Genomic DNA, 25137 nt, shown 5'->3' with positions numbered 1-25137 from the left:
GCACCGCCAGCGTCAAGCCGGCCGGTCAACTGAAACAGGATCGCGTCAGCGCCGGTCGACCAGCGCCTGGGCGATGGTGCCCAGATCGACGTATTCGAGCTCGGCGCCGACCGGCACGCCGCGCGCGAGCCGCGACACGCGCAGCGCGAGGCCCTTCTCGGCCGCGCGCGCCTTGAGCAGCGCGCCGATGTAATGCGCGGTGGCCTCGCCCTCGTTGGTGAAGCTGGTGGCGAGCACCACCTCGGTCACCGTGCCGTCGGTGGCGCGGTCGATGAGCTGGGCCAGTTGCAGATCGTTGGGGCCGATGCCGTCGAGCGGACTGAGCCGGCCGAGCAGCACGAAATACAGGCCGTGATAGCTGCGCGTCTGCTCGATCGCCGACTGGTCGGCCGGCGCCTCGACGATGCAGAGCTGGCTGCGGTCGCGCTCCGGCGAGGCGCAGGTTTCGCAGATCTCGTCTTCGGTGAAGGTGTGGCAGAGCGCGCAATGGCGCACGGCGGCGAGCGCCGCGTCGATGCCGCGCGCGATGCGGGCCGCGCCTTCGTGATCGTGCTGGAGCAGGTGATAGGCCATGCGCTGCGCCGAGCGCGGGCCGACGCCCGGCAGCACGCGCAGCGCCTCGACGAGCGCCGCCAGCGTGGGCGACATGCCGGCGGCCATCAGGCGCGCGCCGGGCGGCGGCGGATGGCGCGCAGGCGCATCAGAACGGGAGCTTGAATCCGGGCGGCAGCGGCAGGCCGGCGGTCAGGCCCGACATCTTTTCGCTGGCGGTGGCTTCGGCCTTGCGCAGCGCGTCGTTGACGGCGGCGGTGACCAGATCCTCGAGCATGTCGCGGTCCTCGCCGACCAGGCTCGGGTCGATGGTGATGCGGCGGATCTGGTTCTTGCAGGTGGCCACGACCTTGACCAGACCGGCGCCGGACTGGCCCTCGACCTCGATGTCGGCGAGCTGGTCCTGCATCTTCTTCATGTTGTCCTGCATCTGCTGGGCCTGCTTCATGAGCTGGCCGATCTGGTTCTTCATCATTTCGATTCCTCCAAAGGTTTGATCGAGCCGGGCACGATGCTGGCGCCGTGTTCGAGCAGGGTCTTGACGAATGGGTCGGCGAGAAAGCCGTCCTCGGCTTCGCGCTGGCGTTCGGCATCGGCGACGAGGCGGCGGATGCCGGCACTGTCGGTGACGGTGCCGGCCTCGATGTTGAGCTTGAGCGTCTGGCCCGAGCGTTCGCGCAGCGCGGCGACGAGGCGGGCGACGATGGCGGGCTCGGCCAGCGCCGGATTCTCGATGCGCAGCCGCAGCGTGTCGCCTTCCATGTGGATCAGCTCGGTCTGGCGCGCAAGCTCGCGCGGCAGACCCTTGAGATCGAGGCTGGCGGCATAGCTGGGCCAGTCGTCGATGGCGACGAGCGGTGCGATGGCGGGTGCCGGTGCGCGGGTGGCCCTGGCGGAAGGGCCGCTGCGGCGGTCGTCGGCGGATGCGCCGTGATCGGCTCCGTTGCCGGCGCGGCGGGCCGGACGCGGGCCGGCGTCGGGCCCGTCGGCATAGTCGGCCGGCGCGAAGTCGGGCATGAACTCGGGCTCGGGGCCGCCGGGATCGGCGTAGTCGTCATAGCCGGGGTCGTCGTCGTCGAAGGGCGGCGGGCCGTCATCGTCGGCTGCCGGCGGTGCGGCCGGGCGCGGTGCCGCGGCGGGCGTCGGCTGGGCTGCGCGGACGGGCGATGGCTGGGCTGCGCCGGCACGGGCGCTGGCGAGCGATGGCTGCGGCGCGGGTGCCGGTTGCGGCTGCGCGGTCGCGGCAGGCGCAGGCGGCAGCGACTGGCGCTCGGCGGCGCTGGCGGATGCGGTCGGCTCGACGGCCGCTGCAACCGGCACGGGCGCCGGACAGCGCGGAGCCGCGTTGCTGCCGCGCCCCTTGAGCAGATCGAGTGCGGCGCGCGCATTGGCGCTCGACGGGCGCGCGCTGGCGGCATCGGCGGCGGGCCGCGCGACCGGGCTGGCGGCAACGGGGCTGGCCGTCGGCGTCGCGATCGCGGCGACGCGCGGCGGCGGCTCGGCCACGCGCGGCGCCGCATCGGCTGCCGGCACGCGTTCGACATAGGGCGGATCGAAGGGGATGCCGGCATCGGCGGGCGGCGTGACAGCGGCGGGCGCTGCCTCGACCGGCGGCGCGGTCGGCGCAACCGGCACCGGCGCCTCGACCCGCGCCACCGTCGTGACCGCCGGCGCAGGCGCCACCAGGGGCGCTGCCGGCGGCACGGCCGGGCGCGCGGCCACCGGCGCAGCGGCGGCGCGCGGCGCCACACCCACGCTCGCCTTCAGCGCCGCCAGCGCCTTGCCGGCATCGGCCGGCGCCGGGCCCGCCGCAGCCGGCTCGCCCAGCCGCGCCGGCCGGAACGCCAGCATGCGCAGCAGCGTCATCTCGAAGCCGGCGCGCTCATCCGGCGCCAGCGGCAGATCGCGCCGGCCGCGGATGGCGATGTCGTAATGCAGCTGCGCTTCCTGCGCATCGAAGGCCGTGGCGAGCCGGCGGATGTCGTCGACCTCGGGCAGGTCATCGGGCAGCGCCGCCGGCACCGTGCGCGCGATGGCGATGCGCTGGAACAGCAGCGCCAGCTCCTGCAGCGCGCCGCCATAGCCGACCGAGCGCTCGGCCATCTCGCCCGCGATCGCCATCAACGCCGCGCCGTCCTCGGCCAGCAGCGCCTCGCCGATGCGCACCAGATAGCCGGTGTCGATGGCGCCCAGCATCGCGCGCACCACCGCCTCGCCGACCGGCCCGGCCGAATAGGCAATCGCCTGATCGGTCAGCGACAGCGCATCGCGCATCGAGCCGTGCGCCGACTGCGCCAGCAGCCGCAGCGCATTCGGCTCGTAGTCGATCCGCTCGGCGCGCAGCACATTGCCCAGATGCTCGACGATGTGCCCGGGCGGCATCTGCTTGAGGTTGAACTGCAGGCAGCGCGACAGCACCGTGACCGGCACTTTCTGCGGATCGGTCGTGGCCAGGATGAATTTCAGGTGCGCCGGCGGCTCCTCCAGCGTCTTCAGCATGGCGTTGAAGGCGTGGTTCGACAGCATGTGCACTTCGTCGATCATGAAGACCTTGAAGCGCGCGGCGGTCGGCGCATAGACGCTGCGTTCGAGCAGCGCCGTCATTTCCTCGACGCCGCGATTGCTCGCCGCGTCCATTTCCACATAGTCGACAAAGCGGCCGGCGTCGATCGCGCGGCAGGCTTCGCACACATTGCAGGGCTCGGGCGTGATGTCGCCCTGCCCGTCGGCGCCCACGCAGTTAAGCGCCTTGGCCAGGATGCGCGACAGCGTGGTCTTGCCGACGCCGCGCGTACCGGTGAACAGCCAGGCGTGATGCAGCCGCTTCTGCTCCAGGGCATGGCTCAGGGCGCGCACCACATGCTCCTGGCCCACCACCTCCGCAAAATTGCGCGAACGGTACTTGCGGGCCAGAACGAGATAGCTCATGCGGTGCTGGGGGAGTGGCGGCCGGGTGAACTGCTGCGGCGCTGCGGAACTGCGGGGGGAAGAGGGTGGTGAGCCTTGTCCTCGGCACTTGAAGGTAATCGCTGTGGCTGCTTCGTTCCCGACCTGACCAGGTTCACGACGCTCCAATGCGAGGGGGCCCACCGCTGGCGATTGTATCCGACCCGGCGACCCAGCCCTTTCGGCACCGCCAACCGGTCCGAAAACGCCGCTTGCCATGGCCGGAATGCGCAGGTGAAACCAGCCGCGACGGCCACGCCACATCCAGCATCGTCGCCCCTATGATGCGCATTTAGTTCTAGTTAGAAGGAAATTGCCATGTCCACCCCGCTGCGCCAGCCGACCGTCTACCTTCCGCACGGCGGCGGCCCCTGCTTCTTCATGGACTGGCCCGGCGACCCGCACGCCTGGGACAAGCTCGCCGCCTGGCTGCGCGGCCTCGTCGCGACGCTGCCCGAGAAGCCCAAGGCCATCCTCGTGATCTCGGGCCACTGGGAAACCGGCGAACTCGCGCTCACCGGCGCCGCCAGGCCCGAACTCATCTACGACTACTACGGCTTTCCGGAGCACACCTATCAGCTGAAATTTCCGGCGAGCGGCGATCCGGCGCTCGCGGCGCGCGTGTCGGGGCTGTTGAACGCGGCCGGCTTTCCGGCCCATGTCGACGCCGAGCGCGGCTACGACCACGGCGTGTTCATCCCCTTCCTGCTCGTCACGCCCGAGGCCGACATTCCGGTGCTGCAACTGTCGCTGCACCACAGCCTCGACCCGGCGCTGCATCTGGCCATCGGCCGGGCGCTGGCACCGCTGCGCGATGAAGGCGTGCTGATCGCCGGCAGCGGCATGAGCTTTCACAACCTGCGCGTGCGCGGCAGCGTGCCGGGCCGCGCGGTGCCGGGCACCGAGGAATTCGACCGCTGGCTGACCGCCGCCGTGGAAGCGCCGCCGGCCGAGCGCGACGCCCTGCTCACCGGCTGGGAAGCCGCGCCGTTCGCGCGTCATGCCCATCCGCGCGAGGAACATCTGCTGCCGCTGATGGTGGTGGCCGGCGCGGCCGGCACCGATGCGGGCAAGCACAGCTTCGACGACCTGGCGATGGGCTGGCGCATTTCGGGCTATCGCTTCGACTGAGCCTCACCGCCGAAAGCCGCCCATGAAACAGCACCGCTACCGCATCACCGTCGAGCATCTGAGCGATCCGCAGGGCGCGCCGTCGACCCATGCCGCGCCACTGCAATTCGAAACCGGCAACCATGACGACATCCTCGCCATCGTCGAACGCATGCAGGCGCGCGGCGACTTCGCGCCCGACACCGGCGCCGCGCTGGCCGTCGGCCTGAAGCTGTTCAGCGAGGTCATGCTCGAAAACCGCAGCCATCCGCTGTTCAGCGAGTTCTCGGCGCATTTCCGCGACTTCATGAAGCGGCTCAAGAAGGGGTCGGACGCGGGCTGAGGCGGTTGGCGCGACAGCAGCCACCCATCCACCGCAAACGGATGGCTGCCTGAGCGCGCTGCGCCGGCCTACCGGCGCCGGGGCGCATTCACGCCCACGGCCGGTTGCGGCTCGTCGTCGCCGACCCGCGCGTCATCGCCATCCACCGCGTCCCCGGCCGAGGCGCCGATCTCGTCGGCGTCATCGTCGAACCGGTCGCCGATGGCCGCGTCCTGCGCATCGGCAGCGTCGGCCAGTGCGTCGCCGGCGGCTTGCGCGGCATCGACGCCCCGGTCGAGCGCCGTCGCGCCGCCCGTCAGGCTCGTCACCATGCCGGCCGCCGCGCCGATGGCCGCCGCGCTGGCGCTCGCCACCAATGCCTGACCGGCGGCCATCGTGCCCTCGATGGAATTCACCATCGCCTGCGTGATGACCGAGGCATTGGCCTCCATCCGCTCCTTGCTCTGGTCGATCAGCGCGTCGGCGCGGGCCTGCACTTCGACCGGATCGAAGCCGGTCAGCGGCGCGGCAGGCGGCCGATCGTCGATCGCATCGACCGTCCGGTCGCCGATTTCCTTCGTGGCGTCGAGCGCCTGATGGCCAATGTCGCGCGCGGCGTCGAGCGATCTCTCGCTCAGGTCGCGCGCGGCGTCGAGCGCGGTATTGCCTGCGTCGCGCGTGGCGTCGACGCTGGAATCGAACGCCGCCTTGGCCGGCCTGGCGCGCGATTGGGTTGCGACGGAAGCCTTGTCGATGTCGGTAATGGCCATGCGAACCTCCCAGGGAATGCAGCCTTGCAACCGGGCCGCCGGACATCGGCGCGCCACGACTGAAGTTTGGGAAGCGCTGCGCCGCCCTGCGACGAGGCATCCGCCCGACGGCCGGTCAGCGCGGCGGAGATCGGCGGGTGATGTTTTCCTACCGGTCCGACAGTGGCCGCCGTCGGACGGCGCCGCGCGGCGGACAAGGCCGACCGCTCAGACCCCGACAGCCCCGCATGTGCGGGAAGCGCTCGCCGGCGCCTGCCGCGCCGCGGGAACATCGCGCCCGTCCCCGCCACTCTTCCCGTCGCCCGCCATGACCCACGCCGTCGCGCTCTGCCATGTTTCCTTCGAAGACCTCGACGCGCTCGGCCCGCTGCTCGAAGCGGCCGGCTTCGCCATCGACATGGTCGAGGTGCCCGTGCGGCCCGACTTCGCCGAGCGCGCCCGCGCGGCCGATCTGCTCGTCGTGCTGGGCGGGCCGATCGGTGTCTACCAGCAGGACGACTTCCCCTTTCTGGCCGAGGAGATCGCCGTCGTGCGCGAGCGGCTGCTGGCCGGGCGGCCGGTCATCGGCATCTGCCTCGGCTCGCAGATCATGGCGGCGGCACTCGGCGCGCGCGTCTATCCCGGCGCGAACGGGGTGGAGCTGGGCTGGAAGCCCGTCACGCTGACCGCGGCCGGCGCCGATTCACCCTTGCGCGCGCTGCCGGCCGATGCGCCGGTGCTGCACTGGCATGGCGACACCTTCGATCTGCCCAAGGGCGCAACCCTGCTGGCGGGATCGGCGCAGTACGCGCATCAGGCGTTTGCCTTCGGTCGCCACGGGCTCGCGCTGCAATTCCACATCGAAGGCAGCCCGGCCGGGCTGGAGCGCTGGTACGTGGCGCATGTGGGCGAGCTGGCGGCGGCGGGCGTGCCGATCGGGCTGCTGCGTCGGCAGGCGAACGATTGCGCGCCGCGCGTGCAGCCCGCCCTGGCCGCGATGCTGCGCGAGTTCCTGGCCGACAACGGCCTCGGCGGCTGAGGGCGGGCGGTCGACGGCGCTCAGTCGCTGCTGTCGCCGCCGAAGATGCCGCCGAGCAATCCGCCCGCAGCAAAGCCCGGCAGCAGCGAGCCTTCTTCACGACTGCCGCCGCGCTGCGGCGCCGCCGCGAACACCCGCGATGCCAGCCGCGAGAACGGCAGGCTTTGCAGCCAGATCGTGCCGGGGCCCGTGAGCTTGGCCAGGAACAGCCCCTCGCCGCCGAACAGCGCGGTCTTGATCTTGCCGACGTACTGCACCTCGAAGCTGGTGCTCGGCGTGTAGGCGACGACGCAGCCGGTATCGACCATCAGCGTCTCGCCCATGCGCAGCGTGCGCCGCTCGATCGTGCCGCAGGCATGCACGAAGGCCAGACCGTCGCCGTCGAGCTTCTGCATGATGAAACCCTCGCCGCCGAAGAAGCCGGTGCTCAGCCGCTGCTGGAAGGCGATGCCGAGCGACACGCCGCGCGCCGCGCACAGAAACGCGTCCTTCTGGCAGATGAGCGTGCCACCGAGCAAGTTGAGATCCATCGGAATGATCTTGCCCGGGTAGGGCGCGGCGAAGGCCACGCGGCGCTTGCCCTGGCCCTGGTTGGTGTACACGGTCGTGAACAGCGATTCGCCCGTGACCAGCCGCTTGCCGGCGCCGAGCAGCTTGCCGAACAGCCCGCCGCCGCCCTGCCCCGAGGCGTCGCCGAACACCGTGTCCATCGCGATGCCGGCTTCCATGAACATCATGCTGCCGGCCTCGCCGATGGCCGCCTCGCCGGGGTCGAGCTCGACCTCGACGAACTGCATCTCGTTGCCCTTGATTTCGTAATCGACGACGTCCATGGCCATGACGGTTCTCCTCGTGAACGGGTGGTGGCGGGATGAGCTGCGATGCCGGCGTCAGAGCAGCCCGGCATCCGACAGCAGCTGACGATAAAGCGCATGCCGGCGCGGCGTGATGTCGCCGCTGGCGAGCGCGCCGAGCACCGCGCAGCCCGGCTCCTCGAGATGCCGGCAGTTGTAGAAGCGGCAGCCGCCGAGATGCGGGCGGAACTCGGGGAAGGCGTTCTGGATTTCCTCGGCCGTCAGATGCGCGAGGCCGAATTCCTGAAAGCCCGGCGAATCGACGATGCGCAGCGCGCGGCCATCGGGCAGCATGGCCTGATGCAGCTGGGCGAAGGTGGTCGTGTGCTTGCCGGAGTCGAGCCGCTCGGAAATCTCCTGCGTCGCGGCGGCCGCGCCCGGGATCAGCAGGTTCACCAGCGTCGACTTGCCCATGCCCGACTGGCCGAGCACCAGATTGGTCGGCGCGCCAGCTGCGCTTGCCGCCAGCAGCTCGGCCGTGGGCAGCGGCCCGGCCAGACGCGGCAACAGCACATCGAGCGCCGCCTGCTGCGTGGCCTGGAGCGAATCGGCAGCCGCCACCTTGAGCGACACCTCGACGATCTCGGCGCCGAACTCGGCATAGGCCGCGAGCCGCGCGCGCGCCGCGGGCGCCGACGCCAGCTCGACCTTGTTGAACACGATCAGCGCCGGCACGTCGATGCTCTCGGCCGCGACCAGCGCGCGCGACAGCAGATCGTCGGCAAACGTCGGCTCGGCCGCGACCACGATGACGATGCGATCGACATTCGCCGCCAGCAGCTTCTGGCGGAACTGGTCCGAGCGGTAGACGAGGTTGCGGCGCGGCATCACCTCCTCGACCACGCCCTGCTGCACCGCGTCGATGGCACCCTGGGGCGTCACGCGCACGCGGTCGCCGCAGGCGGCCTCGCTCTTCTTGCCGCGCGTGAGGCAGTGCCAGTCGGCGCCGTCCACGCGCACGCGGAAGTGCCGGCCGTAGGCGGCGATGACCTCGCCGAAGCGGCTGCCGTCGCCGGTGGTTTCGCTGCGCTTGCCGCGCGCGGCCTTGTCGGCGGCGGCGATTTCTCGGCCGCGCTTCATGCCGCGCTCCGGCTTGCAAGAGCTTGCAGCGCGCCGGCCGCCGTCATGCCGCGCACTCAGCCGCCCAGCGCCGCAAGCCTTGCGATGCGCAGCGGCGCGGGCGGATGGCTGTCGTGCCAGGCGGAGTAGAGCGGGTCGGGCGTGAGCGTGGAGGCATTGTCTTCATAGAGTTTGACGAGGGCGCTGATGAGCGCATGGGCATCGGACTGGCGCGCGGCAAAGGCATCGGCGGCGAACTCGTCGCGGCGCGACAGCCAGCTGCCCACCGGCCCGAAGGCAAAGCCGAACACCGGCATCGCGAGGAAGAACAGCAGCAGCGCCAGCGCCGCATTCGAGCTGTCGAGCATCGGCGTCACGCCGAGCCCGAGATAGAACCAGCTCTTCTGCGCCAGCCAGCCGAGCAGCGCGAACACGCCGAAGGAGATGGCGAAGCCCGACAGCATGCGCCGCGTCACATGGCGCAGCTTGAAATGGCCCAGCTCATGCGCCAGCACCGCCTCCACTTCCACCGGCGCGAGCCGCTCGATCAGCGTGTCGAAGAACACGATGCGGCGCGCCCGGCCAAAGCCGGTGAAGTAGGCATTGCCGTGGCTGGAACGCTTGCTGCCGTCCATCACGAACAGGCCCTTGCTGGCAAAGCCGCAGCGCGCCATCAGCGCCTCGATGCGGGTCTTGAGCGCCTCGTTGTCGAGCGGCACGAACTTGTTGAACAGCGGCGCGATCACGGTCGGGAAGATGACCAGCAGCAGCAGGTTGAAGCCGCTCCACAGCGCCCAGGCCCAGAGCCACCAGCGTTCGCCGGCGGCATTCATCAGCCACAGCAGCGCGGCCAGCAGCGGCGCGCCCAGCACCAGACCGAGCGCCGTGGCCTTGACCAGATCGGCCAGCCAGAGTCCCAGCGTCATGCGGTTGAAGCCAAAGCGCTGCTCCAGCCGGAACTGCCGATACCAGGCCAGCGGCAGATCGACCGCCGAGCCGAGCGCAAGCACCGCGCCGACCAGCGCCAGCTGCTGCCCCAGCCCGGTGCCGAGCCAGTCGAGCAGCCACAGATGCAGCGCGCCGATGCCGCCGAACAGCGTGAGCCCGAGCAGCAGCAGCGCGCCGATCAGCCCGTCGAGCATGCCGAGCCGCACCCGCGCGACCGTGTAGGCCGCCGCCTTGCGATGCGCATCGAGCGGCAGCCGGTCGGCAAACAGCGCCGGCACCGCATCGGCATGGCGCGCCACATGGCGGATCTGGCGCAGCGCCAGCCATTGGCGCAGCCCGAACGACGCCATGAAGCACAGCGAGAACGCCAGCGCCAGCCACTGCGGCGCCTGCAACAACGATGAAGAAGACATCTGAACACTCCGGATCGGCGCCATTGCTGTCGGCACCGTGCCGTTACTTTACGCAAACGCATTGGAGGCCAGCCGCGGCGCATGGGATAACGCCTGCCGTGCGCCGCGGGCCACCTCCGCCCCGGCATCGATGCGAAAGGTCATCCCCCAAATGAAGAAGAATTTCTGCCCGGCCGCGCGCGCCGGTTTTGTACTGCGCAGCGCCAGCCTGCTGCTGGTCACCGGCTGCGCACTGGCCAGCCAGCCGGCGCTGGCCCAGACCGGGACCGAGAAGGTGCTGGCATTGCCGAGCGACAGCTGGAACTGGAAGGAACAGGACCAGTGGACCGGCACCCTCGGCGTCGGCGCCACCTTCTCGCGCGGCAACAACGACTCGACCCAGCTCAACTTCAACGGCGATGCGCAGAAGAGCACCCAGGTCGACCGCATCCTGTTCAAGGCCAATGCCGTGCGCGCCAGCACCGAGGGCGCCCGCACCGCCAACAACGCCATGTTCAATGCGCGCTACGAAGAGAACCTGAACCGCCAGACCTTCGCCTTCCTCACCGGCGACCTGCAGCGCGATCCGCTCGCCGACCTGACGCTGCTGCAAAGCTATGGCGGCGGCTTTGGCCGGCGCGTCATCAACGAGCAGAGCAACCAGCTCAACTTCTATGCCGGTGTGGCCTACACGATCCAGGACAACATCGTGAATGCGGACCGCAAGGGCGCCGATCTGCTGCTCGGCGACGACTGGGCCTACAACCTGTCGGAGAACGCGGTGTTCAAGCAGAGCCTGGCCTACTACCCGGGCCTGGGCGACGCCTCGCAGCGCGCCATCCTGCAATCGAGCCTGACCAGCAAGCTGGTCGGCCCGCTCGCCATGCAGCTGAGCCTGCTCTGGAAGTTCAACGGCGATGTGCCGGCCGGCGTGCACAAGACCGACACCCTGCTGACCGCCGGCGTGACCGTGAAGTTCTGAGCCGCAGCGGCGCGCGCCGAAGGCCCGCCAGCTCGGGCGTTTGGCGGGTGGAGCCCATGCGACAATCCGCCGCCTTCGACGGCCGACCGTCCTCACCGATGGCCGGCCGTTTGCTTTTGCCGGACCGCGCACCGCCGCGCCCGCCCTCCGTTCGCTTTCACCGAGGCGCCCTGCCTCCGCCGCCATGACCGAATCCGCCGCACCCGCCGCTCCCGCGCCCGTCACCGGCCGCCACGACGACAACCTCGTCTGGGTCGACATGGAGATGACCGGCCTGTCGCCCGACACCGACCGCGTGCTCGAGATCGCCGTCATCGTCACCGACGCCCAGCTCAACCTGCTGGCCGAGGGGCCGGTGATCGTGCTGCACCAGAGCGACGCCGCGCTCGACGCGATGGACGCCTGGAACAAGGGCACGCACGGCCGCTCGGGCCTGATCGACAAGGTCAAGGCCTCGACCGTGGACGAGGACGAGGCCGAGCGCGTGCTGCTCGACTTCCTGCGCCTGTGGGTGCCCAAGTCCAAGAGCCCGATGTGCGGCAACACCATCTGCCAGGACCGCCGCTTCATGGCGCGCTGGCTGCCCAAGCTGGAAAGCTATTTCCACTACCGCAACCTCGACGTGAGCACGCTGAAGGAACTGGCGCGGCGCTGGAAGCCGGGCGTGGTCGAGGGCTTCCGCAAGGCGCAGGCGCATACCGCGCTGGCCGACATCCGCGAATCGATCGAGGAGCTGCGCCACTACCGCGAGCATTTCCTCAAGCTGTAAGCGGACTCAGGTCATGCCGGCGCGGCGCCGGCCGATGCCCGACGGCGCGCCCGGCCTTGCACGCCAGGTCGCCGCGAGCAGCAGGCGCAGCAGCGCGGCCGTGACATACAGGCTCACCGCCGCCGCGATCCAGAAGCCGGTCGCGCCATGCACCGCCACCGGCAGCAGCCCTTGCGGATCGAAGGCCAGCCAGGCGCCCGCGCCAATCCCCACGCCCCACATCGCGAACACGTTCACCAGCATCGGCGCGGTGGCGATCTTGTGCGCGCGCAGCACCGCCGCCGTGGTCGACTGGATCGCATCGCCGGCATGGAACAGCGCGACCAGCGGCAGCAGCGCGAGCGCGGCAGCGGCGATCTCGGCATCGCGCGTGTAAAGCCCGACGATTTGCTCGCGCAGCAGCCACACGACTGCGGCCAGCGCCACCCCGCCGATCAGACCGGCGCGCATGCCGGTCACGCCCAGCGCCCGCGCGCGGGCCGCCTGCCCGGCGCCGATGGCCTGGGCCACCAGCGTGGTGGTCGCATTGCCGATGGAAAACGGCAGGATGAACATCAGCGCGCCCAGGTTGCCGACGATCTGATGCCCCGACAGCGCCACCGGCCCGAAGCGCGAGATGAACAGCGCCATGAAGGTGAAGCCGGTCACCTCGACCAGGATCGACGCGCCCATCGGCAGCCCCAGCTTGAGCAGCCGCAGCTGCGCCGCCCGGCGCGGCCATTCGAAGCCGCCGCCGAGAATGGCGCAGTCGCGCAGCGCCGGCGCCCGCCGCAGCGCGACCAGCGCCGCGATGCACTGGCCCCAGTAGCAGATGGCCGTCGCCAGCGCACAGCCGGGCGCGCCGAGCGCCGGCAGCTTCAACGGGCCAAGCTCGGCACCAAAGATGAAGACCGCATTCAGCGGCAGCTTGAGCGCCAGCAAGGCCGCCACCTGGATCGCCATCGGCAGGCGCGGCCGCGCGAGCGCATTGGCAAAGGCGCGCCACACCGCAAACAGCAGCCCGGCCGGCAAGGCCAGGGCCAGCCAGTGCAGCTGGCTGACGATCCTGGGCACCAGCGCCGGATCGGGCTGGGCGAAGGCGATCCACGGCGCCGGGAACATCAGCGCTGCGCAACCCGCCACCGACAGCAGCAGCGCCAGCCACACCGCCTGCCGGAACTCGGCGCCCGCTTCGCGCGGCTTGCCGGCGCCGATCAGCTGGCCGGCGATCGGCCCGATGGCCAGCACCACGCCCATCAGCCCGACGAAGATGCTGATGTAGGCCGCGCCGCCCACCGCCAGCGCCGCCAGCTCATGGCCCGGCGCGCGGCCGACCATCACCGTGTCGAGCACGGCGAAGCTCATCGTCGCGAGCTGGCCGATGGCGGTCGGCCAGGCCAGGCGCGCGAGCGCGTGCGCGTGGGTCGGGCGGGCAGGCTCGGGCGGTTGCCCGGCTGTTGCGGACAAGGCTTCAGCCGGCGCGGAGGGCGGCTCGGCCGGCGCCGTCATGGGCGCGGCGCGGCGGCGACGGCAGGCGCGCCGACGCGCCGGTACAGCGTGAAGCGCTCGGTCGGGTCGGTGCGCCGGCGGCCGGTCCACACCGGCTGCCATTGCGACTTGTCGAGCGCGGCCAGCGGCGCGTTGCGGTTCTCGTGGCGCAGGCGCCAGCCGCATTCGCTGCCACCGATGCGATAGCCGTCGAAGTAGACCAGCGAGGCGCGCTGCGGCAGGCCCACGTCGGCCGCCTGGATGCATTCGCCGGCCGGCAGCTGGGTGCGCAGCTCGGCCGAAACGTGGCGATAGGTCTTCACATAGTCCACATAGGGCAACAGAAAGGTCATGAACAGCGACCAGCACAGCGTGATGCCGCCGGCCGACAGCACCGCGCTGCGCCACAGCACCTCGGGCTGCTCGCGCACCCGCCACAGCACCAGCCGCACCCAGCCGACGCAGACCGCCGCCGCCACCAGCAGCTCGGCGAACGAGAACCGGCCCTCCCAGCCCGGCGCGCGCTTGGCCAGATTGAGCGCATAACGCGGCGGCCAGCCCGACAGCGTGGTCATCCAGGTGAACCACAGCCAGAGCGCAAACAGCGTGAAGGCGATCAGCGCGAACCAGTCGATCAGGTTCGACGCGCCGCGCCGCAGCGTGGGCAGGCCGAACGCGGCGAGCATCGCCATCGCCGGCATCAGCACCAGCAGCGCGCTGTCGCCCGGCGTGCGGCCAAAGCCGATGTAGAGCAGCCCGGCCAACAGCCCCGCCGTCGGCAGCGCGAACTGCGGCAGCCGCCAGTGCTGACGCCAGACCCAGGCGCCCCAGACCGCGATCGGCCACAGCGGCCACAGGAACCACACCGCGTTCTGCGGATAAAAGCTCCACAGGCGCGGACTGGCGATCCACCAGTCGGCCTGGGATTGCAGCAGCCAGCTGTCGAGCCAGCCGCGCCCGGCGTCGCCGAACTGGGTCGCGAGCGGCAGCAGCCAGAGCGCCAGCAGCGCGGCGGCGGTCGACCAGGCGATTGCATGCCACGCCAGCCCGAGCCGGCGGAACGACGGCGAGATCGCCGCAGCGAGCGCGACCGCAAACGGCCAGATCGCGGCCGAGGTCCAGCCCAGCGTGAGGCCGGCCGCGCCGACCGCCGCGCCAAAGCTCAGTGCGCCGGCAATCGGCCGGTCGAGCGAACGCGCCAGTCCGAACAGCGCCAGACAGGCGCAGGCAAAGCCGGCGATCGGCTGGGAGCTTTCATGCGCGCGCACCAGCAGACCGAGCGTCGCCAGCACCAGCAGCAGCGCACCGTCGGCGACCGCGCGACCAAAGGCCTGCGGCGCCGGCTGACCACCGAAGGCCAGCGCCTGCGGCTGGGCATCGGGCCGGCGCCCGAGCAGATACACGCCATACCAGAGCGCTGCCGCGCCGCCCGCGCCGGCCACCAGCGTCGCCACGCGTGCCGCCTCGTCGGCGGTGATGACGCCGCCCAGCAGCCGGATGAAGCCGGCACCGATCCAGTAGAACAGCGGCCCCTCGCCCAGCACCGGCGAGCCGAAGATGTTCGGCATCCACCAGTCGGCGAGGCTGCCGCGCGCCATCGTGAGCATCACGCCGAAGCCGCTGGCATCGTCGGCGCGCCAGGGGTCGCGGCCAAACAGGCCGGGCAGCGCATAGACCAGGAGCATCACGGCGAGCGCCCAGCGCGGCAGCTTGCCGGCGGCGGCTTCGGTCAGGCGTAACGGAATCGGGGAGGCCATGGCGGTATCGGAAACGGGCGGCAGCGGATGATGCCGCGCCGGGATTGCGCGGCGGCGTCGCGTCGCGCGGAAGCTGCCCGACATCAAGCCGTCGAGCCTTGAAACAACATCGCGCGCAAAAACAAAAAGGCAGCCGAGGCTGCCTTTTTGCTGCGGGCCTCGGCCCGGCGGTCGACGCGGAAGCGATCAGCCGCCGATCTTGCCGGTGCGATTGCCGAAGCGCTGACGGAACTTGTCGATGCGGCCGGCCGTGTCCATGACCTTTTGCTTGCCCGTGTAGAACGGGTGCGATTCCGAGGTGATGTCCAGCTTGTACAGCGGATATTCCTTGCCGTCGGTCCAGGTGACCTTGTCGCGGCAATGGACCGTCGAGCGGGTCTTGAACGAGAAGTCCATCGACAGATCCTGGAAGATCACTTCGCGGTATTCGGGGTGAATGCCATCTTTCATGGGTTTTTCCTTGGCTATTGGGTCGCCGGCCTGGCGGAAGTCCGGAAGCGCTTGCGGTCACCCGACCGCCCGCTTCCCGTCGACATCAAGACTTTCACTCGGCGCCAGCCACGTGCCCGGGACGAAAAGCCCCCGATTATAGCGGGCGAATCGCCGTATCAGCCGCCGCGCCGCATCATGTCGAAGAACTCGGCATTGCTCTTGGTCTCGCGCATCTTGCCCATGATGAATTCCATGGCCTGGATTTCGTCCATGTCATAGATGAGCCGGCGCAGCACCCAGATCTTCTGCAGCAGTTCCTTCGGGATCAGCAGCTCTTCGCGCCGGGTGCCCGACTTGTTGAGGTTGATGGCCGGATAGACGCGCTTCTCGGCCAGACGGCGTTCGAGGTGCACTTCCATGTTGCCCGTGCCCTTGAATTCCTCGTAGATCACGTCGTCCATGCGCGAGCCGGTCTCGATCAGCGCCGTCGCGATGATGGTGAGCGAACCGCCCTCCTCCACATTGCGCGCCGCGCCGAAGAAGCGCTTGGGGCGTTGCAGCGCATTCGCATCCACGCCACCGGTCAACACCTTGCCCGAGGTGGGCACGACGGTGTTGTAGGCGCGGCCGAGGCGGGTAATCGAGTCGAGCAGGATGACCACATCCTTCTTCATCTCGACCAGGCGCTTGGCCTTCTCGATGACCATCTCGGCCACCTGGACGTGGCGCGTGGCCGGCTCGTCGAAGGTCGAGGCGATGACCTCGCCGCGCACCGAGCGCTGCATTTCGGTCACTTCTTCCGGGCGCTCGTCGATGAGCAGCACGATCAGCACGACCTCGGGATGATTGGCCGTGATGGCGTGCGCGATGTGCTGCATCAGCACCGTTTTGCCCGACTTGGGGCTCGCCACCAGCAGGCCGCGCTGGCCCTTGCCGATGGGCGCGATCATGTCGACGATGCGCGCCGTGATGTTCTCTTCCCCGCGCATGTCCCGTTCGAGCTTGAGCGGCTCGTCCGGAAACAGCGGCGTCAGGTTCTCGAACATGATCTTGTGCTTGTTCTGTTCGGGCGTGACGTCGTTGACCTTGTCGACCTTCACCAGCGCGAAATAGCGTTCGCCATCCTTGGGCGTGCGCACTTCGCCTTCGATCGAATCGCCGGTATGCAGATTGAATCGGCGAATCTGCGACGGACTGATGTAGATGTCGTCGGTGCTCGCCAGATAGCTCATTTCGGGCGAACGCAAAAAGCCGAATCCGTCAGGCAGTACTTCCAGCACGCCGTCACCGAAGATCTGCTCGCCGAGCTTGGCCTTCTTCTTGAGGATCGCGAACATCAATTCCTGCTTGCGCAGGCGATTCGCGTTTTCTATCTCGAGCGTGTTGGCCATCTCGAGAAGCTGGGAAACGTGCTGTGCCTTGAGGTCGGAAAGATGCATTGCTGGAGCTTCGGCCGGGCCGAGCGATTGAGGGGTGGAAGTGGGGCGCCCGGACTCGCGATCTGGAGCCGGCGGCAACCGGCTGCGCGAGGCGCCCGCGGGGAGGGATGTATCGAGAAGGATCAGAGATTGGCTTCGAGGAAACTCGTGAGCTGCGCCTTGGAAAGCGCACCCACCTTGGTGGCGGCGACGGCGCCGTTCTTGAACAGCATCAGCGTCGGAATGCCGCGGATGCCGAACTTGGCGGCGGTGGCCTGGTTGTCGTCGACGTTGAGCTTGGCGATCGCCAGCTTGCCGTCGTAGTCCTTGGCGATTTCTTCAAGGATCGGAGCAATCATCTTGCAGGGACCGCACCACTCGGCCCAGTAATCGACCAGGACGGGCGTGCCGGACTTGAGGACATCGGTGTCGAAACTGGCATCGGACACGTGCTGGATGGCGTCGCTCATGCATGACCTTTCGGAGGGAGTGTGAGGCAGGAAATCGGGAGTGATCGGCAGAATTGCCGAAGGAATGTCAGGAAGGTTCGGAACTGGAATTGCGCGAATGCGCCAATCACGATTCGCGTGCCGCCGGCATTCGGGCTGGACATTCCACCGGCCAGTTTGGAACCGGCGCTTGTCTGAGGAATGCTGGCAACCCGCCGACAAATAAACCTCGCGGCGCGGTTCTATTCGAGCGCGCCCGCAAAAACATCTTCAAACACGGGGGCCGATTGATGGATGCTGCCCCGAGCATTTCGGGCTTGTCAACGCAAAACAATTAATCGCACCGATGACACGCGCTGAATGGCGCAAGTCCGCGTCAGGCGACCCACATCGCGACAGAAAACAGCAGCAGCAGCACCAGCCAGAGCACCATCGCGCGCCACACCAGCCCGACTGCCGCCTTGAGGTGCTCGGCCCGGACTTCGCGCTTGAGGCCGGCATCGGCTTCGCTGGCATCGGCCACGCCCGAGGCTTCGAGCACGACCGGATGGTCGGCGCCGCCAGCCAGCGACAGCCCCATCGCGCCACCGCCCGCTGCGAGGACGATGGCGCCGGTTTCATCGCCCCAGCGCGCGCTGCCGGTGCGCCAGGCATACATCGCGTCCTCGAAATTGCCGACGATGGCAAAGCCGAGCGCGGTGAGGCGCACCGGCAGCCAGTCGATCACCGCAAACACGCCGCGCGCGAATTCGCCGAAGCGCTCGGCCTCGGGGTGGTGCCAGAGCCGCGCCGCGCCTTCGGTGACGCGATAGAGCACGGCGCCGACCGGCCCGAGGATGACGTACCAGACGAACACGCCGAACACATGCCGATGCACGAGCAGCAGCGCGCGCAGCAGCGCCGAACGCGCCACCTCGCCGGCCGACAGCCGCTCGGCCGAGAACTCGGGATCGGTCTCGCGCTTCCAGGCGGTGAGCACGGCGCGCGCCTCGTCGAGCTGGCCGGCATCGAGCGCTGCCTGGATGGCGCTGAACGGATGGCTGAACTGCCGAAAACCGAGCGTGAGGTAGAGCACGACGACCTCGAACACCAGCAGCAGTACCGGACCGCCGAGCCAGGCCAGCCAGTAGCCGAAGCCGGTGACGGTGGCGAACAGCAGCACCAGCACGACCCAGCCGAGCACGCCGTGGCGCCGGTCGCCGGCGTTCATCGAATGCTCGATCCACTTGATCACCGCCGCGACCGCGTCATGCACCAGGTTGTCGGACCGCAGCGGCCTGAACTGCTCGATGATCAAGGCGATGACGACGGACAGGAAGGTCATGGGCGGGGGCTTGGCGACAGGGTCGAAGGATTGTAGCGGCAGGGTTCAGGCCGCCCCGCGCGCCAGCTCCGCAGCCAGCACCGAGTAGAAGCCGTGCAGCATCGTGGCCGTCGCACCCCAGATGAAGTAGCGCGCGCCGTCGTTGTGCCAGGGCATCGCGTGAAAGCGTCGCGCCATGCGTACGCCGCCCTCGTCCCAGGCCAGTTCGCGCAGCTCGTGGTTGCGCGGGTCCATGAGGAAGTGCAGCGGCGTCTCGAAGACTTCGGCCACCTCGAAGGGCTGGGGCGTGAAGGCCTCGACCGACTCGACCAGCGCGACCACCGGCGTGACGACGAAGCCGGTGGAGGTGTCGTGGCGCGGCAGCTGGCCGATCACCTCGACCGCCGAGGTGGCCAGCCCGACTTCCTCGCGCGCTTCGCGCAAGGCGGTCTCGATGGGCGAGGCGTCTTCGGGATCGGTGCGGCCGCCGGGAAAGCTGATCTGCCCGGCATGGTCGTTGAGATGCGCGGTGCGGCGCGTGAACAGCACCGTCAGGCCGGTCGGACGCTGGATCAGCGCGACCAGCACGGCGGCGGGAATCAGGTTGGCGGCGGGCGCGGTCTCAGTCCGGATGCGCTCCGTGGCGAATACCGCGCGCAGCGCGTCGGGCGTGAGCAGCCGGTCCGGAATGCGCACGCCCGTCGCGTCGGGCTCGACGAGACGGGCGTGTTCGGGATCGAAGCCGGGCTTGGCCATGGCGTGTCGATGCCGGCGGTGCGCAAGCGCCGCCGGCCGGCAATCAGCCTTGCTGTGCCGTCGCCTTGACCTTGCGGGCCGGCAGCTTTTCCTTGATGCGCGCCGACTTGCCCGAGCGTTCGCGCAGGTAGTACAGCTTGGCGCGACGGACGTCGCCGCGGCGCTTGACTTCGATCGACGCGATCAGCGGCGAGTAGAGCTGGAAGGTCCGCTCGACGCCTTCGCCGGACGAGATCTTGCGAACGATGAAGTTCGAATTCAGGCCGCGGTTGCGACGGGCGATCACGACGCCTTCATAGGCCTGGACGCGCTTGCGCGTGCCTTCGACCACGTTGACGCTGACGATCACGGTGTCGCCAGGAGCGAAGTCGGGAATCGTCTTGTTCAGACGGGCGATTTCTTCCTGCTCGAGGATCTGGATGATGTCGGCCATAACTCTCTCCGATGAGATCCATCTTGAACCGGCATGTACGTTGGTTGTGCGCCGGCCAGAGGATGGGGTTGCGATAACTACTGTTCCAACTGCTTGAGGTACTGCTCGTCGCGCGCACTCAGCAGTCCGAGTGAACGCGCCCGACCGATCAGGTCGGGTCGCTTGCGCGCCGTCGCGAGGAGCGATTGCTCCCGGCGCCAGCGCGCGATGTTCGCGTGGTGCCCCGACAGCAGAACGTCGGGCACCGGCATGTCGCGCCACTGTTCCGGCCGCGTGTAGTGCGGACAGTCGAGCAGCCCGCCGGACGCTTCGTCCGCGAAGCTGTCGCGGGCGGTCGATTCGGCGTCGTTCATTGCGCCCGGCAACAGCCGCACGCAGGCATCGATGACGGCCATCGCCGCGATCTCGCCGCCCGAAAGCACGAAATCGCCAAGGCTGATTTCCTCGTCGACCAGACTGGCCAGCACGCGCTCGTCGATGGCCTCGTAGCGGCCGCAGACCAGCACATGCCGGGCGTCGCCCTCGGCCATCGCCGCCGCCCGCGCATGCGTGAACGGGGCGCCCTGGGGCGACATCAGCACCACTTTCGCGGGCCGGTCGTCGGCGGCCTTCGCCGCCTCGATCGCCTGCGCCAGCGGCTCGGCCAGCATCACCATGCCGGGACCGCCCCCGAAGGGCCGGTCGTCGACGCGGCGATAGGCATCGACGGTGCGATCGCGCGGATTCCAGGCCGCGAAGCGCCAGAGATCGTTGCGCAGCGCCCGGGCGCCGATGCCGCTTTCGGTGACCGCCGAAAACATCTCGGGGAACAGCGTCACGACATCGAAGCGCAGCGCCATCGCGTCAGCCCTGGGGCTCGAAGGCCCAGTCGACGACGATACGCCGGGCGGGCACGTCGACCTCACGCAGATAGGCATCGACGAAGGGCACGAGTTCCGTCACCGGCTTGCCGTCGCGTTCGCCAACCTGGACTTCGAGGATGGAGTGCGCGCCGTTGTCGATGAGGTTCACGACCTTGCCGGCCAGACTGCCGTCGGTTGCAGCGAAGACTTCGCAGCCGAGCAGATCGACCCAGTAATAGGCGTTCGGCTCGGGTTCCGGGAAGTCGGCGCGCGAGACGGCGATCTCGTAGCCACGCAGCGCTTCGGCCGTGTCGCGGTCGGTCGAGCCTTCGATCCGGGCGACGATCTGCCCGGAATGCGGCTTGACGTCGGCGCAGCCACGGCGTTCCCAACGGCCCGAATCGCGCGGTGCAAACCACCAGCGATCGGCCCTCTGGAGCGCCGAGGCCTCGGCCGAGAACGCTTCCACCTTGATCCAGCCCTTGACGCCGTAGGCACCGACGACTCGCGCAACGACCACGAGGTCATCGGGCACGGGCAGCGTCATTGCGCCGGACATCAGGCGGCGGGCTGGGTGGCCTTCTTCGAGAAGTCCTTGACCAGACGGGCCACGGTCGGCGACGGCTGGGCGCCGACACCGATCCAGTAGTTGACGCGGTCGAGCGCGATGCGGACTTGCTCTTCGCCTTCGTGGGCAACGGCGTTGTAGAAGCCGAGGCGTTCGATGAAGGCGCCGTCGCGACGGTTGCGCGAATCGGTGACGACGATGTTGTAGAAGGGGCGCTGCTTGGCGCCGCCACGGGAAAGGCGAATGACGACCATGTTGTTCCTTGTGCACGACGGAGGTTCGGCGGCGCGGCTGACACTTGGGCCGGGTCTTCGAACACGAGCGCGCTGTTTGCGATGCCCCTTGGGGCGTTAGAACGTTCTCGGGACCGGGCCGGCCGGCGCGATGCGCACATGCTGGGAACCCGATCCGCGTCTTCCGCAGCCGGAGCTTGGCCGCAGGAAACCGCGCATTATAGCGAGAGATTCCCGAGCGTCCAGCTCGGCGGCTAGAAAAGCTGGCGCTGCTGCCCCGGCAGCTCGGGCGGCACGAAGAGATCGGCACGCAACGGCGTCATCGCGCGACCGAGACCGGCGCGCTTCACCGCGAGCCGGAAGCGCTGCCGGATCAGCTCGGCCCAGGGCCCGCGGCCCTTCATGCGGCTGGCGAAGTCGGCGTCGTTGAAGCGCCGGGTCGCGTCGCCGGGCGCGGTGCGCATCGCGGCGATGTGGCCGAGCACGCGCTCGGCGCGATCCGGGAAATGCGCGAGCAGCCAGTCGTCGAACAGCCCGGTCAGCTCCCACGGCAGGCGGATGACGGTGTAATGCGCCGAGCGCGCGCCTGCCTCGGCAACCGCCGCGACGATGCGCTCGATCTCGGGCTCATTGACGAAGGGAATGATCGGCGCGACCAGCACACCGACCGGCACGCCCGCGTCGGCGAGCCGGCGCACGGTGCGCAGCCGCCGCTCGGGGCTGGCGCAGCGCGGTTCCATGATCCGCGCGAGATCGTGGTCGAGCGTGGTGATCGAAATGAACACCTCGGCGAGGCCGTCGGCGGCCATCGGCGCGAGCAAATCGATGTCGCGCTCGACCAAGCTAGCCTTGGTGACGATAGCCAGCGGATGCCGGCAGTCGGCAAGGACCTCGACCAGCCCGCGCGTGATGCCCAGCTCGCGCTCGACCGGCTGATAGGCGTCGGTCACAGCGCCCAGATTGATGAGCCTGGCCCGGTAGGCCGGCGCCGCCAGCTCCTGCCTGAGCAGCTCGACGGCATTCACCTTGGCGATCAGCCGCGACTCAAAATCCAGCCCCGGCGACAGGCCGAGCCAGGAATGCGTCGGCCGCGCGTAGCAGTAGATGCAGCCGTGCTCGCAGCCGCGATAGGGATTGATCGACTGCTCGAACGGCACGTCGGGCGAGTCGTTGCGCGCGATGATCGAGCGCGCCTGCTCGCAGCGCACATGGGTCTTGAGCGGTGGCGCGGCCTCGTCGTCGCCCTGCGACGCAAAGCTGCGCCAGTCGCCATCGGCCTCGCGCGCCAGCCGCTCGAAGCGGCCGGCCGGATTGGAAACGGCCCCTCGGCCCCTGATGGCGTCCGTTACTCGCTCCTGACGGTTAGAAGTCCTCGGGCGCCAGTGCGTTGACCGAAGCGCCGCCGGTGACGATGGCGCTGCCCAGACCCGAGGCCGTGCTCACGAAATGCTCGGCAAAGAAGCGCGCGGTGGCGATCTTGTTGACGAAGAACCTGTCGGTCTCGCCGCCGGCCAGCTTGGCCTTGGCCACCAGCAGCGCGCGCGCCAGCTGCCAGCCGGTGAACACGATACCGGCGAGTTTCAGGTAAGGCACGCTGCCCGCGTAAACGCCCTTGGGATCGGCCTTGGCGTTCTTGGCGATGTAGGCGACGACCTGCTCGAAGGCGTTCACGCCTTGCGTGAGGTTGGTGGCGACCGCAATCGAATCGGCATCGCCGAGGGTTTCGAGCTCGCCGATGGTGGCCTTGACCTTGGCCGCGAACTTGCCGGCCAGCGCGCCGCCATCGCGCGCGGTCTTGCGGCCGACGAAGTCGTTGGCCTGGATCGCGGTCGTGCCTTCGTAGATGGTCAGGATGCGGGCGTCGCGGTAGTACTGCGCCGCGCCGGTTTCCTCGATGAAGCCCATGCCGCCATGCACCTGCACGCCGTCCGATGCGACCTGGATCGACATCTCGGTGCTCCAGCCCTTCACGATCGGCACCAGGAATTCATAGTCGGCCTGGGCTTGCGCGGCGGCCTCGGCGTCGGGCGAGTGATGCGCCACGTCGTAGTAGGCAGCGGCCACGTAGGCCAGCGCGCGTGCGCCTTCGGTCTGGGCGCGCATGTTCATCAGCAGGCGCTTCACGTCGGGGTGGTTGATGATCGCCACCGGCTCCTTGCCGCCCGTGAGGTCGCGCGACTGGGTGCGGTCCTTGGCGTAGCCGACGGCCTTCTGATAGGCCCGCTCGGCCACCGCCACGCCCTGCATGCCGACGCCGAAGCGCGCGGCATTCATCATCACGAACATGTATTCGAGACCCCGGTTTTCCTCGCCGACGAGGTAGCCGATGCCGCCCGGGCCCACGTCGCCCTTGTCGTCGCCGAACAGCAGCACGGCGGTCGGGCTGGCCTTGATGCCGAGCTTGTGCTCGATGCTGGCGCACCAGACGTCGTTGCGCTTGCCGAGGCTGCCGTCGTCATTGACGAGGAACTTGGGCACCACGAACAGCGAGATGCCCTTCACGCCCTCGGGCGCGTCCGGCAGGCGGGCGAGCACGAGGTGAATGATGTTTTCGCAGAAGTCGTGTTCGCCGTAGGTGATGAAGATCTTCTGGCCGCTGACGCGGTAGGTGCCGTCGCCCTGCGGCACGGCGCGCGTGCGCACCTGGGCCAGATCGGAGCCGGCGCCCGGCTCGGTGAGGTTCATCGTGCCGGTCCAGCGGCCTTCGATCATCGGGCCGATGTAGGTCGTCTTCAGCGCGTCGCTGCCGGCGGTGAGCAGCGCCTCGATGGCGCCGTCGGTGAGCAGCGGGCAGAGCGCGAACGACAGGCTGGCCGAATTCACCATCTCGATGCAGGGCGTGGCGAGCAGCTTGGGCATGCCCTGACCGCCGTATTCGGCCGGATGCAGGATGCCCTGCCAGCCGCCATCGACGAACTGCTTGAAGGCGTCCTTGAAGCCGGGCGCGGTGGTGACGACGCCGTTTTCGAGCTTGCCGTAGTCGGTGTCGCTCGCGTGGTTGAGCGGCGCGACGACTTCGCTGTTGAAGCGCGCGTTCTCTTCGAGCACGGCGGTGGCGGTATCGGCGTCCAGATCCGACCACGCCGGAATCTTGAGCAGGTCTTCAAAGCCGGCCAGTTCGTTGATGACGAACTGCATGTCCTTCACGGGCGGGGTGTAGCTCATGGCGTTCTCTCTTGCGCGCTGGTAGCGGCGCTGTCGGGTGAATTCAGGGCGGGACGGCGCCCCGCGTCGGGCGCGGCGCGACGAATCCCGTCGCGCCGGCGGCTTGGATCAGAGCTTCTCGACCAGCTCCGGGACGGCCTGGAACAGGTCGGCGACCAGCCCGTAATCGGCCACGCCGAAGATCGGCGCGTCGGCGTCCTTGTTGATCGCCACGATCACCTTGCTGTCCTTCATCCCGGCCAGATGCTGGATCGCGCCCGAGATGCCGACCGCGATGTACAGCTGCGGCGCCACGATCTTGCCGGTCTGGCCCACTTGCCAGTCGTTCGGCACGTAGCCGGCATCGACGGCGGCGCGGCTCGCGCCCATTGCAGCGCCGAGCTTGTCGGCGAGCGGCTCCAGCAGCTTGAAGGCTTCAGCGCTGCCCATGCCGCGGCCGCCCGAGACGATGATCTTGGCGGCGGTGAGTTCGGGGCGTTCGCTCTTGGCGAGTTCGCGGCCGACGAAGCGGCTCTTGGTCTTGGCGGCGGCGGGCGTGAGCGTCGTGATGGCTGCGCTGCCGCCGGTCGCGGCGACCGGGTCGAAGGCCGTG

Annotated in this window: 26 protein-coding genes and 1 other RNA gene; 5 read left to right on the top strand and 22 right to left on the bottom strand. The window is 69.2% G+C overall.

All coding sequences use genetic code 11. From position 1 onward, the window contains the following. Positions 1–45: 45 nt before the first annotated feature. The 4 genes from recR to ffs form a co-directional block, all read right to left on the bottom strand. Positions 46–648 carry a recombination mediator RecR gene (recR, locus tag B9P64_RS05840; RefSeq protein WP_085315335.1) on the bottom strand — a complete coding sequence of 201 codons (603 nt, stop codon included), beginning with the start codon at positions 646–648 and terminating at the stop codon, positions 46–48. 52 nt (positions 649–700) lie between these two features. Beyond that, on the bottom strand, positions 701–1027 hold the full coding sequence (locus B9P64_RS05835; protein WP_085315295.1) for a YbaB/EbfC family nucleoid-associated protein: 327 nt from the start codon (positions 1025–1027) through the stop codon (positions 701–703). Further along, positions 1024–3480 (bottom strand): DNA polymerase III subunit gamma/tau, encoded by a 2457-nt coding sequence (gene dnaX, locus B9P64_RS05830; protein WP_085315294.1) that lies wholly within the window; start codon positions 3478–3480, stop codon positions 1024–1026. The genes B9P64_RS05835 and dnaX overlap by 4 nt, the downstream gene beginning before the upstream one ends. A 64-nt stretch (positions 3481–3544) precedes the next feature. Continuing rightward, an RNA gene (gene ffs / locus B9P64_RS05825) (signal recognition particle sRNA small type) lies at positions 3545–3643 on the bottom strand. Positions 3644–3816: 173 nt separating this feature from the next. Here ffs and B9P64_RS05820 point away from each other — a divergent pair. Together B9P64_RS05820 and B9P64_RS05815 are read left to right on the top strand one after the other, a co-directional pair. Next, positions 3817–4629, top strand: coding sequence for a DODA-type extradiol aromatic ring-opening family dioxygenase (locus B9P64_RS05820; protein ID WP_085315293.1), 813 nt, complete (start codon positions 3817–3819; stop codon positions 4627–4629). A 22-nt stretch (positions 4630–4651) separates the two neighbouring features. Beyond that, entirely contained in the window at positions 4652–4951 is a 300-nt protein-coding gene (locus B9P64_RS05815; protein WP_085315292.1) for a DUF3861 domain-containing protein, read from the top strand. A gap of 68 nt (positions 4952–5019) precedes the next feature. On the opposite strand, the gene B9P64_RS05810 is transcribed toward B9P64_RS05815, so the two are convergent. Continuing rightward, a complete protein-coding gene (locus B9P64_RS05810; RefSeq protein ID WP_085315291.1) occupies positions 5020–5700 on the bottom strand; it encodes a hypothetical protein in 681 nt (226 codons plus the stop codon). A gap of 307 nt (positions 5701–6007) precedes the next feature. Between B9P64_RS05810 and B9P64_RS05805 the strand changes: the two genes are divergently transcribed. Then, the gene (locus B9P64_RS05805; RefSeq protein WP_085315290.1) at positions 6008–6718 is read left to right on the top strand and encodes a glutamine amidotransferase; all 711 of its coding nucleotides are present in this window, start codon (positions 6008–6010) and stop codon (positions 6716–6718) included. 20 nt (positions 6719–6738) lie between these two features. Here the strand turns inward: B9P64_RS05805 and B9P64_RS05800 are convergent, their stop codons facing one another. Genes B9P64_RS05800 through B9P64_RS05790 form a run of 3 tightly spaced genes read right to left on the bottom strand, consistent with a single transcriptional unit; the run spans position 6739 to position 9992 of the window. Further along, positions 6739–7557 (bottom strand): TIGR00266 family protein, encoded by an 819-nt coding sequence (locus tag B9P64_RS05800; RefSeq protein WP_085315289.1) that lies wholly within the window; start codon positions 7555–7557, stop codon positions 6739–6741. Positions 7558–7608: 51 nt separating this feature from the next. Next, positions 7609–8652 (bottom strand): ribosome small subunit-dependent GTPase A, encoded by a 1044-nt coding sequence (gene rsgA, locus B9P64_RS05795; protein ID WP_085315288.1) that lies wholly within the window; start codon positions 8650–8652, stop codon positions 7609–7611. Between the two features lie 56 nt (positions 8653–8708). Next, the gene (locus B9P64_RS05790) at positions 8709–9992 is read right to left on the bottom strand and encodes a M48 family metallopeptidase (protein ID WP_085315287.1); all 1284 of its coding nucleotides are present in this window, start codon (positions 9990–9992) and stop codon (positions 8709–8711) included. A 151-nt stretch (positions 9993–10143) separates the two neighbouring features. Between B9P64_RS05790 and B9P64_RS05785 the strand changes: the two genes are divergently transcribed. Continuing rightward, on the top strand, positions 10144–10953 hold the full coding sequence (locus B9P64_RS05785; RefSeq protein ID WP_176256738.1) for a DUF481 domain-containing protein: 810 nt from the start codon (positions 10144–10146) through the stop codon (positions 10951–10953). A gap of 184 nt (positions 10954–11137) precedes the next feature. Further along, a complete protein-coding gene (orn, locus tag B9P64_RS05780; RefSeq protein ID WP_085315285.1) occupies positions 11138–11722 on the top strand; it encodes an oligoribonuclease in 585 nt (194 codons plus the stop codon). Between the two features lie 6 nt (positions 11723–11728). On the opposite strand, the gene B9P64_RS05775 is transcribed toward orn, so the two are convergent. From B9P64_RS05775 to B9P64_RS05715, 14 genes are all read right to left on the bottom strand, one after another. Further along, positions 11729–13168, bottom strand: a complete 1440-nt coding sequence (locus B9P64_RS05775) for an MATE family efflux transporter (RefSeq protein WP_176256737.1) — start codon at positions 13166–13168, stop codon at positions 11729–11731. Between the two features lie 38 nt (positions 13169–13206). Then, the gene (locus B9P64_RS24915) at positions 13207–14946 is read right to left on the bottom strand and encodes an ArnT family glycosyltransferase (RefSeq protein WP_176256736.1); all 1740 of its coding nucleotides are present in this window, start codon (positions 14944–14946) and stop codon (positions 13207–13209) included. Between the two features lie 186 nt (positions 14947–15132). After that, positions 15133–15396: a type B 50S ribosomal protein L31 gene (locus tag B9P64_RS05770; RefSeq protein ID WP_085315283.1), complete on the bottom strand. Its 264-nt coding sequence runs from the start codon at positions 15394–15396 to the stop codon at positions 15133–15135. 158 nt (positions 15397–15554) lie between these two features. Beyond that, positions 15555–16817 carry a transcription termination factor Rho gene (gene rho, locus B9P64_RS05765; protein ID WP_085315282.1) on the bottom strand — a complete coding sequence of 421 codons (1263 nt, stop codon included), beginning with the start codon at positions 16815–16817 and terminating at the stop codon, positions 15555–15557. Positions 16818–16939: 122 nt separating this feature from the next. Next, positions 16940–17266: a thioredoxin TrxA gene (gene trxA / locus B9P64_RS05760; protein ID WP_085315281.1), complete on the bottom strand. Its 327-nt coding sequence runs from the start codon at positions 17264–17266 to the stop codon at positions 16940–16942. A 355-nt stretch (positions 17267–17621) separates the two neighbouring features. Further along, a complete protein-coding gene (locus tag B9P64_RS05755) occupies positions 17622–18569 on the bottom strand; it encodes a CobD/CbiB family protein (RefSeq protein ID WP_085315280.1) in 948 nt (315 codons plus the stop codon). A 45-nt stretch (positions 18570–18614) separates the two neighbouring features. Then, positions 18615–19304: a CoA pyrophosphatase gene (locus tag B9P64_RS05750; RefSeq protein ID WP_085315279.1), complete on the bottom strand. Its 690-nt coding sequence runs from the start codon at positions 19302–19304 to the stop codon at positions 18615–18617. Between the two features lie 43 nt (positions 19305–19347). Next, the gene (gene rplS / locus B9P64_RS05745) at positions 19348–19737 is read right to left on the bottom strand and encodes a 50S ribosomal protein L19 (protein WP_085315278.1); all 390 of its coding nucleotides are present in this window, start codon (positions 19735–19737) and stop codon (positions 19348–19350) included. 77 nt (positions 19738–19814) lie between these two features. Beyond that, positions 19815–20576: a tRNA (guanosine(37)-N1)-methyltransferase TrmD gene (gene trmD / locus B9P64_RS05740; protein WP_085315277.1), complete on the bottom strand. Its 762-nt coding sequence runs from the start codon at positions 20574–20576 to the stop codon at positions 19815–19817. Between the two features lie 4 nt (positions 20577–20580). After that, positions 20581–21126 carry a ribosome maturation factor RimM gene (gene rimM, locus B9P64_RS05735; protein ID WP_235839906.1) on the bottom strand — a complete coding sequence of 182 codons (546 nt, stop codon included), beginning with the start codon at positions 21124–21126 and terminating at the stop codon, positions 20581–20583. 11 nt (positions 21127–21137) lie between these two features. Further along, the gene (gene rpsP / locus B9P64_RS05730; RefSeq protein ID WP_085315275.1) at positions 21138–21401 is read right to left on the bottom strand and encodes a 30S ribosomal protein S16; all 264 of its coding nucleotides are present in this window, start codon (positions 21399–21401) and stop codon (positions 21138–21140) included. 233 nt (positions 21402–21634) lie between these two features. Next, the gene (locus B9P64_RS05725; protein WP_085315274.1) at positions 21635–22717 is read right to left on the bottom strand and encodes a PA0069 family radical SAM protein; all 1083 of its coding nucleotides are present in this window, start codon (positions 22715–22717) and stop codon (positions 21635–21637) included. A 25-nt stretch (positions 22718–22742) separates the two neighbouring features. Beyond that, complete coding sequence (locus tag B9P64_RS05720; RefSeq protein ID WP_085315273.1) at positions 22743–24545, bottom strand: acyl-CoA dehydrogenase; 1803 nt, start codon at positions 24543–24545, stop codon at positions 22743–22745. 108 nt (positions 24546–24653) lie between these two features. Next, positions 24654–25137 (bottom strand): electron transfer flavoprotein subunit alpha/FixB family protein (locus B9P64_RS05715; protein ID WP_217808652.1); only part of this gene is annotated, 484 nt, incomplete at its 5' end.

This window comes from Derxia lacustris (genome assembly GCF_002105195.1).
Taxonomy (GTDB): domain Bacteria; phylum Pseudomonadota; class Gammaproteobacteria; order Burkholderiales; family Burkholderiaceae_E; genus Derxia; species Derxia lacustris.
The sequence above is the reverse complement of the archived record's forward strand: the minus strand, read 5'-3'. Positions and strand labels throughout refer to the sequence as shown.